Here is a 9,104-nt window from a genome sequence, read left to right as displayed (position 1 = left end):
TGCGCCCGGGCCTCGACTTCGTTGCGCGCGGCGCGATCCCGGAGAACCCGGCCGAGCTGCTGGTGGGCGAGCGCATGCAGCAGTTCCTCGCGAAGACGAGCGACTACGATATCGTGCTGATCGACACACCGCCCGTGCTGGCCGTATCCGACGCGACCGCGCTCGCGGATAGCTGCGGCACCGTGTTGCTGGTGACGCGCTTCGAGACGACTTCCATCGCGCAGGTGCTGGAAGCGACCGCGCAGCTCAAGCAGGCGAATGCCCGGGTGAAGGGTGTGATCTTCAACGGGATCGATACGGACGTCTATCGCTACAGTCTGGGTGCGCGCGCCGGCCTCTATCGCAATGCTTCCTATCTCGACGCACTGCCGGCCAGTGGAGAGACAAAGAAGAACTAACCTTTGCGACGCGAGGGCCACGCTCGATTTCTTACCGTTCACTGCGTTCGCCGGCCACTAGATCTGCCTGATGGCGCTTTCGAAAGCTGAGCGCACGGGCGCCGACGTCCTCATCTATGGCTGCATCCTTCTGATTCCCACTTTCGTGCCGGTCGCCATTGTCACGACTCGGCTCGAAAGTTGATTCCTGCAGCCTTTCAAGCTTCTCGGGCTTCCGCCTATCGCGCTGCCGGCACCTTCGCGTTCGGCTACCGTGTCGGCCATCTTTGTACGTCATACTTTACTGAATCTGCCCGTTGGCCAAGAGGCCATTGCCATTCTGGAGATTGGCGCCGAGAGGGGGGCTAAACCCGTGGTATAGTGAGTTTCGTTATTAGATCGGTATTCATTTGCAAATAGGACACTGTGCTTTTGTCAATCTCTGCCGGACTTTAGGTCGCCTTCATCGCACTGTCCGGTGCCGCTACGGAATATCCCAGCCCATAGCTACGCCACCGATGACATCGTGCTGTTCAAATTCACAATATTTCGATGTGGTCGTAAGGGGAGTGGAAGATGGTAACTTTCTTGACGCATGCCGCCTGCCTGCTGATCGGCGTAGCGATTGGGGTCTTTGCGTGTGCGCTTTGCGTTGCGCGTGCGAGAGGATCAAAGGAGGATGATTAGTCGCATCGCCCTTTAATGATTCGTCTGTCATTGCGGATGTCCGCAGCTTCCCCATTTCAAAGCTATCAAGCACGTTGGAGCAGGGAAAACAACAAAAATGACGCAAACTCCAGAGTCGGAGTTCGCGTTCACCTGATCAATCGCGATAGGCGGGTTCACTTGACTGGCGTCAGGTAGGGGGCCGACAGGAATCGCTGCGCTCGCGGGATCGCCGCGGTGTATGCGCGAATGGCGGCCGCAAGCTGCGGACAAATCAGGTTACGGTTGTAATCGTAGATCGAATAGCCGTCGCCTTCTCCGTTACTCGGGTCGCCGTTACGCACCACATACCAGAACGCCTTTGCCACCGAACCGTTGTCCATCAAAACTTTCAACTGGTTGAATGCCGCGAGTTGCCCGGCGTCGGTGCGGCTCTTACCGTTGTTGGTTTCCGTAATCCAGATCGGCTTGGAACCGCTGGCAACCAGATTCGACACGGTTGTGTTGAACGACTGCATCAGCAAGTGGTAGTCGGCGCTGCTGAAGTACGGGTGAACGTCGACGACATCGATCGTGGTGTTCAACGGGCTGGCTGGGCTCTTCGAGTTGTTGCCCATTGCCTTGATGTAGTCGGTCGCCTGGATCAGCTCGTTGCCTGCGGGCGGCTGCCATCCGTTATTCGGGTACGTCGAGTTGTAGAAGTAGGAGATGCCCTGAGTGTGCAGAACCGTCTTATAGCCCGACTGCCTTTTCAAGTTCAGGATCTGTTTGGCTTCCGAATAGAGCGTCTTGCTGCGATCCAGAATGTAGCCGGAGATACCGTTCGGATCGCCGTAAGACGGGTCCGAGGCGGAGAACGACCAGTTGGTTTCATTGAACAGTTCGATGTCAGCCGTAAACGGCAACGCGACGTCCATCAGCGCGCCGAAATACTTCGTGAACGCCGCGTCGCAGAAGTCGAGTCGCGCTGAGGATGCGCTCGGCGGATTCTGGGTAGCCGGGCATTGGTATGCGCTAGACGGCGCGTACATGCCCACCAGGAAAAGAATCTTCATACCGCGCGTGCGCGCGGCGTTCAGAAGCGCCTTCAGAAACGTCACCTTATTGGGGTCCAGCGTGCTGCCGTCGGCCAGCGTCATGAAGTCCCATGAAACACCGAGGCGAACCGTACCGACGCCTAAACCGGCAATCAGATCCAGGTCCTTCGAGCATTCGCTCAGCGCCTTCTGATCCGCACTCCACAGATTGCAGTTCACGTCCATTGCAAAACGGTCGTTTCCGCTTCCGGTGGGCGGCGGCTGCAGCGCCGCGAGCCGCTGAGCATTGGCGGTAGCCGCGTCCATTGTTTTGGCATGACCATTCTTCGCGAAGGCCGACATTGGCTGCCCACACAAAAGTGTTAAGGCGGCGAACAAGAAGATGAAATTGGGTTTCATATCTTAACTATAAAGGTTGACACCCCGAATTGGTCCGAAAACGTGAAAGTTAAGTGTGCAGATGAACATCAATTGTTGAAGCGAACGCATTGGTCGCACGAATACGTCAAACACGCGCATCAGACACGGCGTCGACGTTACAAGCACAAGATCAACGAAGTTTTCGTGTCTAGCTCGACAATGATCGAATAGTCCGACCGTGTGCGGGAACGCACATCGGGTCGAGTATTGAGCCGGGATACTTTTTCGGCTTGGAAGTGCAGCGACGAGTGGTCGCATAGGCTTTGGCGCGATAGTCAATAAAACAGGCTGTTGTTCATCAGGTTTTCATTTTTGACCTTCATTGAACGCAGCATTAACGCAAATTTTGGTGCTGAAACAGTCGTCTCTTTAGACAATTTGGAAATCGAAAGATTTGGAAGGCGCGGTTTAACCGTCTGATAAAAGCAGGTCTCTGATGTGGTTGCTTTGTCATGGTATCTATAAGTGGTACCCAGCGATAAGAGCAATCAAGCGCGAAGTCATCAATTCGAATTCTGCGTATCTGATTTGATAAAAGACCAGTCGGTGAGCCTGTTGAAGATGACGTGTCGCGAGCGAACTGTACGATGGCGCCTTTATGCGCTATTACTAACATTCAGTCGCGGAGTGAGATGTTACGCTGGTCCCGAAGTCATCAGTGAATCAATGAATTAGCCGCACTAAATGATTCACTTCCACACCAAAATCTGTTTTGCAAGCGCAAAGTGCCTACGCCGGCACCTTCCCCACGAGTTTCCGAACTAAGGAGATAGCATGTTCGAATCCAACGCCGCCGCGGATCCGAAACTGGAAGAGGTGTGCCTTGAGGCGAATTCAAAAAAAGTCGCGGTGGATGACTCGCATCCGCCAAGCGAGAACCTCCTGGGTGCAAGGTGGGATGACGCAGTGAAGAGAGTAATGGACGTTTGCGGAGCGTCAGTTCTGCTCATACTTCTCTCTCCGGTTCTACTGATCATTGCGCTCGTCGTCATGAGCGACCACGGAAACGCCGTATATGGTCATCCGAGAATTGGCCGGGGAGGACGTACTTTCAAGTGCCTTAAGTTCCGCTCCATGGTCAAGAATTCGGATGAAGTTCTTGCCAAACTGCTCGCAACTGATCCGCAGGCTCGTGCGGAATGGGACCGGGATTTCAAGCTTAAAAACGACATTCGGGTGACGCCGGTTGGCCGTATTCTGCGCAAGACGAGTCTCGATGAGTTGCCACAACTCTGGAATGTGCTGCGCGGCGATATGAGCCTGGTGGGCCCCCGTCCTATCGTGCAGAAGGAGTTGGCGCGATATGGCCGTGATGTTCGTTACTACCTGGCGCTGAAGCCGGGAATGACAGGCTTATGGCAGGTCAGTGGCCGCAACGATGTGGACTATCCGACGCGGGTTTCGCTCGACGTTAGATACGCATTGAACCGCTCGGTGGCATTCGATATATCGATTCTTCTGAAAACTGTCAAAGTGGTGTTCGCAAAAGACGGAGCCTACTGATCCAGGCTGAGGTTCCAATGTCGTAGATTGCATGTCGTCCCGATCGTCGTGACCGATCGGGTGAAGTGATCCGCTATTGCTGAGCAATTCACGAGAAAAAGTTATGAGAGTGGTCCACGTAATTGAATCGACTGCCACAGGAACGCTTGCAGTTGTGAGCACGCTTGCGACGCGGCTCGCCAAGGAAGGTCACGAGGTTTATGTGATCTATTCCGAGCGCGAGGAAACGCCGAAGAACTTGCGCGCAATGTTTCACTCTGATGTCGTCCTGCAGCATCTGCAGATGAAAGGACCATCATTGGCGCACATCATGTCCGTGTTGCGCCAGCAACTCATCCGATTGAACCCGGACATTGTCCATATGCATTCGTCGTTCGCGGGTTTCCTTGGACGAATGGCGACCTTGTTTGCGTTGCCGTCAACGGCGCTTTTATATAGCCCCCATTGCATCTCCTTTGTACGGCGAGACATTGGCAGGTTGAAGCGATACTGTTTCGCCGCCTTGGAGTGGCTTGCATGTTTGAAGAGCTGCACATATGTCGGCTGCTCTGAGAGCGAATGCGCGGCGATCCGCCGCTATCTTCGGCGGGATGCAGTACTGGTCGAGAATGCGATCGATCGGGCTGTCGGTGCACAGGGCGACACTCGTCTGAGAAGCGCTGAAAAAGTCGGGTCGACGAAACGGCGAATCATTGCGACTGTCGGCGGCATTCGTGTGCAAAAGAATCCGCAACTATTCGCGGAGATTGCACGATCGTTTGATCGGGACGACGTGGAATTTGTATGGATCGGCGACGGCGACGCATGTCTCCGGAGGACGCTCAAGGACGCTGGTGTGCGTGTGACCGGTTGGCTTACGCGTGCTGACGTGATCGAAACTGTCGTGCAAGCGGATATCTATTTGTCGACAGCTTCCTGGGAGGGGATGCCCATCTCCCTGATCGAGGCAATGACGCTCGGCACACCCGTTGTGGCGTCGGATTGTCCGGGCAATATAGATACCATTCGCCACAATTCGACAGGCGTCCTTTATCGGACGGCTGCGGAAGCGACATCGCTGATCCAGGAGATGCTAACCGACGAGAAATTTCGTGAAGGTTTGTCCCGCCGGGCGCAGGAAGAGGCGCGAAACCGATTCAGTGAAGATCGCTTCTTCAACAACATCGAGCTGCTTTATTCGACCCAACTGCGGAGCATTCGCGAGGGCCGTGCGGTGCTGAGCGAGTAAAAAAGCGCTCGTAGTCGCTGATAATAGAGATGGTTTGCGCGGGTTTTCGCGCAAACCATTTTATTTTTTAGATCCTCGCGAGATAACGCTCCACGCCCGAGGCGGCGATTATATTTGTCCACCGCAAATGCAACAGTGTAGACGGATCGTTTTTCGGTACCATATCGCCATGGAAATTGCAGATGCTAGAGAATACGTCTGGGCCCGTTATTTTGCATTGAATTCCAAACTTTGCGGCGGCGTTCAGATTCGACGGAGAGTCATTGCAGATGATTCTCTTGCCGAGTGCGGCATATTCCAGAAGCTTGGTCGGCGTCTGCACGTCATACGGACGCTTGTAGGGGATGGTTGAAATAGCGATCTCGCAATTGCGAACCACCGCCAGGGCATCGCGTTGCGGAAGACGTCCCGTGAACAGGACGCCGGGCGATTGAAGATATGCGTCGGAGATTTCCTTTTCAACAGGCCCAACCAGAACGAGGGTATCCGAGTCGCGCCTGGCGGCCAGAAAGTTCCTGATGAAGCCGTCAAAGCCGCGTTCTCGCGTTATCTCGCCCAGATAGCAATATGTGCCCGTCGGAAGCGGCCGGTTGCGGTCAGCATCTGCGGTAAAAATCCAGTCTGGCACGCCCATTGGCAGAAAAACGGTGTCCACTCCGTCCCGGAAACCCATCACCTCGCTCATCGAATCGTTCTGAAAGATTCGAAGATTGGGCCGCGGTTGTAACGTTTTCTTGATGGTGTCCTTTAGCGCGCTGTTACGCCCGACCGACAGCGAGCGATAGTCGTGGATCACGTATTTCGCGGCAGGAGTCCTAGGGTAAAAACCCATGATGCACCAGAGAATGTATTCCTCAGGGTTCTTGACTTTTTTGTAATCATCGAGCGTTCCTGACGTCACCTTACAGTCATTTCCGGCAAAATACTTCGTGTAAGCGTCTATCTCCGGATAGTTCGCCTTGCCGGGGTGAAGAATGAATATTTGCATGTCATTGCACCGTTCTAGTTTCGTCTCTGCGGCTAACTCTGCGCTACTATGGGACGGTTCGGACCGCGTTCGTTGAAACGTCGCACGCCAATGAATTGCTCAAGCGTTGGTTAGCTTGATATCCTTTGGCAGAAACGCCGCGACGTTGGATTGCTCTATCACTCGGTCCCAGATGAGATCCGCAAAGTCCGTCCGGCGATTCGCTGTCGCACTGCGCGCGGCGTCTTCATCGATTCCGTCAAATATGTTCGCCGTCGTGATCACGCTGTGGATGCCCATCTCTTCACAGCATCTGATATTGGACGGCGAGTCGTTACAGACGATTTTCTTGCCGAGCGCGGCATACTCGAGCAGCTTGGTCGGCGTTTGATAGCAATGCGGCCTGTGATAGGGGAAATAGCACACCGCAACTTCGGATTCGGCCACGTGCTTCAGCGCATCACGCTGCGGCAACGGCCCAGTGAAAATGATATTTTTCGCATTCGAGAATCTTTCATAGATGCGCGGGTCCGGTTTTCCCACCAGGAGGAGGGAGGTGTCGCGCTTCTGGAACTTGTTGATAAACGCTTCCAGCACGCGATCGAAGCCCCGCTCGACGCTCATTTCGCCGATATAGCAGAAATCAGCCTTCTTTTCGCTCTGACCGCCACCCTGCACCTCGAAGATCCAGTTCGGCACGCCCATAGGAAGGATGACACTGGGGACGCCGTGGCCGAAACCCATGATCTCCTGTTGCCGTTTGTTTTGAAAGATCCGCAGATTCGGCTGGCAATTGAAGTACCGCTTCGCGACGTCTTTCATCGCCGGCCAGCCGCCAACGGACAGAGAACGGTAGTCGTGGATGACGAAGTCGGATTCAAACCGATTCGGATAAAAGCCCATGATTTCCCACAACACGAAATTCCGCTTGTTTTCCAGCGCACGGTACTCGCTTATCGTTCCGACCACCACCTCCACGCCGCGAGCCTTAAAATAGTTTTGATAGGCAGTAATTTCCGGATAATTTGCGTTACCGGGAGACGTGATGAAGATTTTACGCATACCGCCTTCCTTTTTTAATCGTGGAGATAAGGACAATGAGGCCGTTACAAAAAGTGCTCGGGCGGCTTATTTCCGCCTTTAATTAGCAGGTGATCGAACGTTGACCACTTGTCTTGCTCGAAGCCGAGATCGCCCGCTATAGCAGTTTTATTGGCAAATACCTGATCGGTGTGATTCGCTGCCTGGGTCGAATGCCGCGCGGTGCTCAAATGTGTCCTACGCTAAAGCGCGATGGGTCGCGTCGTCGCTCGACCGACGTTGCCTGGTCTTGACCAGATTCGGTCCGTGCGCGGTGGTCGGCGGCGCTGCGCTGTCTACGCCTGGTTCAATACTCGCGGTCTGCTGAAGATGCGCTGAGCGAAGCGCCGGACCCGTCCCAGTCGTAGATAGCGCGGCGCCAACGTGAGGCCTGTCAGCTGCGCGGCGAACCACGCCACGGAAGAGTGATCGTCAATGTCGAACGCCTTGAGCCGGAACGGGTCGCTTCCTTCGTCGTTCCAGCCCACGTCGGTCGTGCGTGCGCTCTTGTAGCCCGCGGCCTTCAACAGTTCGACTTCGCGCGGACCAAAAATGCCATAGGGATACGCGAAATGCTCGCACGGCTTCCCGACGATCCGTTCTACCTCCAACTTTGACAGCGCAAGTTCTTCAAAACATTCGTCATCTTCACAGAAGGTCAGTGTGGGGTGATAGCGCGTGTGCGACTGAAAGTCGACATAGGGGCGCATCTCTTCAATATGGGCGGCGCTGAGGCCACTAATCGTCGCCGATGCGTCGAGCAAGTCCTGATGAAAGCCTCGCGCGTCCAGTTCAGCCAGGCGCTCCTGGTTTTTCATGCGGATCAGCCGCTTCACACCTGCATCCTTCGCGACAGGATGCAGGAACCAGTGAGTACGATCGTGCGCCACGATGCTGCTGCAGATGTAGATGGTCGGGTACACGCCGTACTTAATGAATACGGGCAGCAGCTTCGCATTGCCAATATGGCCGTCATCAAACGTGACGGCCACGCGCGGGCGACCACTACCACGCGAATTTGCCTGCGACAAGGGCACGAACTCGACCTTGTCTTTCAGGTACTCGAAATGAGCCTCGAGCGTGGCGGGTGATGGATCGTGATAGAGCAGAATCGCGGTGCGATCACGCCAAAGCAAGGCTCGAATCGCGGCGGGGGTTCCACTGAAAAGCAGCGCGCGTGTGAAAATCTCACGCATCAATTGTTTCATATGCATCCCAAGCTAACGGCATTGAATGGGATTGTGACGTTGCAGCCACGAAAGTGATGTGCGTTAGCGTACAGAGATAATGACAGACTTCAGATAGTCTGGGATACTCGTTAGTGTGCCGTATGCGCTATTTTTCCAGAGCTGGATCTACTGCGGGGAAAACAGGGGTTCAGCGGAGAATTAGGCAGTCTTTATGTTTATACGGTAAGACGATTATTCTGAAGTTGGTGGCGCGCAAAGCAGAGGGAACATCGCAAAATTGCGTTGCACACCGAACTGACGCACGCAGCGTCAGCATCCAAAATGTTGTCGTCCCGTGCCAGAAAGCGAGATTTGGCAACGCCGTATCGCCTGCACTTTAAATACCGCTTCCACCCTTTTCGTACACCCGCCCTGGGGTTTCGATGAACCAGAACTCTCTCCTTACGAATGCCGCTGTGGTTCGCAATAACGATGTGAGTCTCTCACGTTATTTCGACGTACTGATGGCTAACCGCTGGCTGGTCGGTGGAATCGCCGGCAGCGTGCTCGCCCTGGGCGTGGCATACGCGTTTATCGCGCCGTCGGTGTACCAGGCCGATATTCTCGTGCAGGTGGAAGACAGCATCCCGACCAACA

At 54.7% G+C, this 9,104-nt stretch carries 7 protein-coding genes and 1 pseudogene; 4 read left to right on the top strand and 4 right to left on the bottom strand.

What is annotated here, in order from left to right:
* A partial coding sequence (locus AB3X94_RS40575; RefSeq protein WP_368614399.1) for a tyrosine-protein kinase family protein occupies nucleotides 1-398 on the top strand: 398 nt, incomplete at its 5' end.
* Between the two features lie 821 nt (nucleotides 399-1,219).
* Here the strand turns inward: AB3X94_RS40575 and AB3X94_RS40570 are convergent.
* Nucleotides 1,220-2,386 (bottom strand): glycosyl hydrolase, encoded by a 1,167-nt coding sequence (locus AB3X94_RS40570; protein ID WP_368614398.1) that lies wholly within the window; start codon nucleotides 2,384-2,386, stop codon nucleotides 1,220-1,222.
* A gap of 1,020 nt (nucleotides 2,387-3,406) precedes the next feature.
* Here AB3X94_RS40570 and AB3X94_RS40565 point away from each other — a divergent pair.
* A pseudogene (locus AB3X94_RS40565) lies at nucleotides 3,407-4,003 on the top strand (sugar transferase); the annotation flags it as partial.
* 103 nt (nucleotides 4,004-4,106) lie between these two features.
* Entirely contained in the window at nucleotides 4,107-5,231 is a 1,125-nt protein-coding gene (locus AB3X94_RS40560) for a glycosyltransferase (RefSeq protein ID WP_368614397.1), read from the top strand.
* Between the two features lie 67 nt (nucleotides 5,232-5,298).
* Here AB3X94_RS40560 and AB3X94_RS40555 read toward each other — a convergent pair whose 3' ends face one another.
* The 3 genes from AB3X94_RS40555 to AB3X94_RS40545 form a co-directional block, all read right to left on the bottom strand.
* Nucleotides 5,299-6,219, bottom strand: a complete 921-nt coding sequence (locus tag AB3X94_RS40555; RefSeq protein WP_368614396.1) for a glycosyltransferase — start codon at nucleotides 6,217-6,219, stop codon at nucleotides 5,299-5,301.
* 99 nt (nucleotides 6,220-6,318) lie between these two features.
* Complete coding sequence (locus AB3X94_RS40550; protein WP_176111793.1) at nucleotides 6,319-7,260, bottom strand: glycosyltransferase; 942 nt, start codon at nucleotides 7,258-7,260, stop codon at nucleotides 6,319-6,321.
* 314 nt (nucleotides 7,261-7,574) lie between these two features.
* Nucleotides 7,575-8,486 (bottom strand): polysaccharide deacetylase family protein, encoded by a 912-nt coding sequence (locus AB3X94_RS40545; RefSeq protein WP_368614395.1) that lies wholly within the window; start codon nucleotides 8,484-8,486, stop codon nucleotides 7,575-7,577.
* A gap of 404 nt (nucleotides 8,487-8,890) precedes the next feature.
* On the opposite strand from AB3X94_RS40545, the gene AB3X94_RS40540 reads away from it, so the two are divergent.
* Nucleotides 8,891-9,104: Wzz/FepE/Etk N-terminal domain-containing protein (locus AB3X94_RS40540; protein WP_368614394.1), on the top strand; the 214-nt coding region annotated here is incomplete at its 3' end.

The sequence above is a fragment of the Paraburkholderia sp. BR10923 genome (genome assembly GCF_040948765.1).
Classification (GTDB): domain Bacteria; phylum Pseudomonadota; class Gammaproteobacteria; order Burkholderiales; family Burkholderiaceae; genus Paraburkholderia; species Paraburkholderia youngii.
Note: the sequence above shows the minus strand (reverse complement) of the source record. Positions and strands in the feature narration are given on the sequence as shown.

Excerpts from the sequence above, each read along its gene's own strand:
- AB3X94_RS40570 (WP_368614398.1), bottom strand. The coding sequence starts at position 2,386 with ATGGACGCGGCTACCGCCAATGCTCAGCGGCTCGCGGCGCTGCAGCCG.
- AB3X94_RS40560 (WP_368614397.1), top strand. The coding sequence starts at position 4,107 with ATGAGAGTGGTCCACGTAATTGAATCGACTGCCACAGGAACGCTTGCA.
- AB3X94_RS40555 (WP_368614396.1), bottom strand. The coding sequence starts at position 6,219 with ATGCAAATATTCATTCTTCACCCCGGCAAGGCGAACTATCCGGAGATA.
- AB3X94_RS40550 (WP_176111793.1), bottom strand. The coding sequence starts at position 7,260 with ATGCGTAAAATCTTCATCACGTCTCCCGGTAACGCAAATTATCCGGAA.
- AB3X94_RS40545 (WP_368614395.1), bottom strand. The coding sequence starts at position 8,486 with ATGAAACAATTGATGCGTGAGATTTTCACACGCGCGCTGCTTTTCAGT.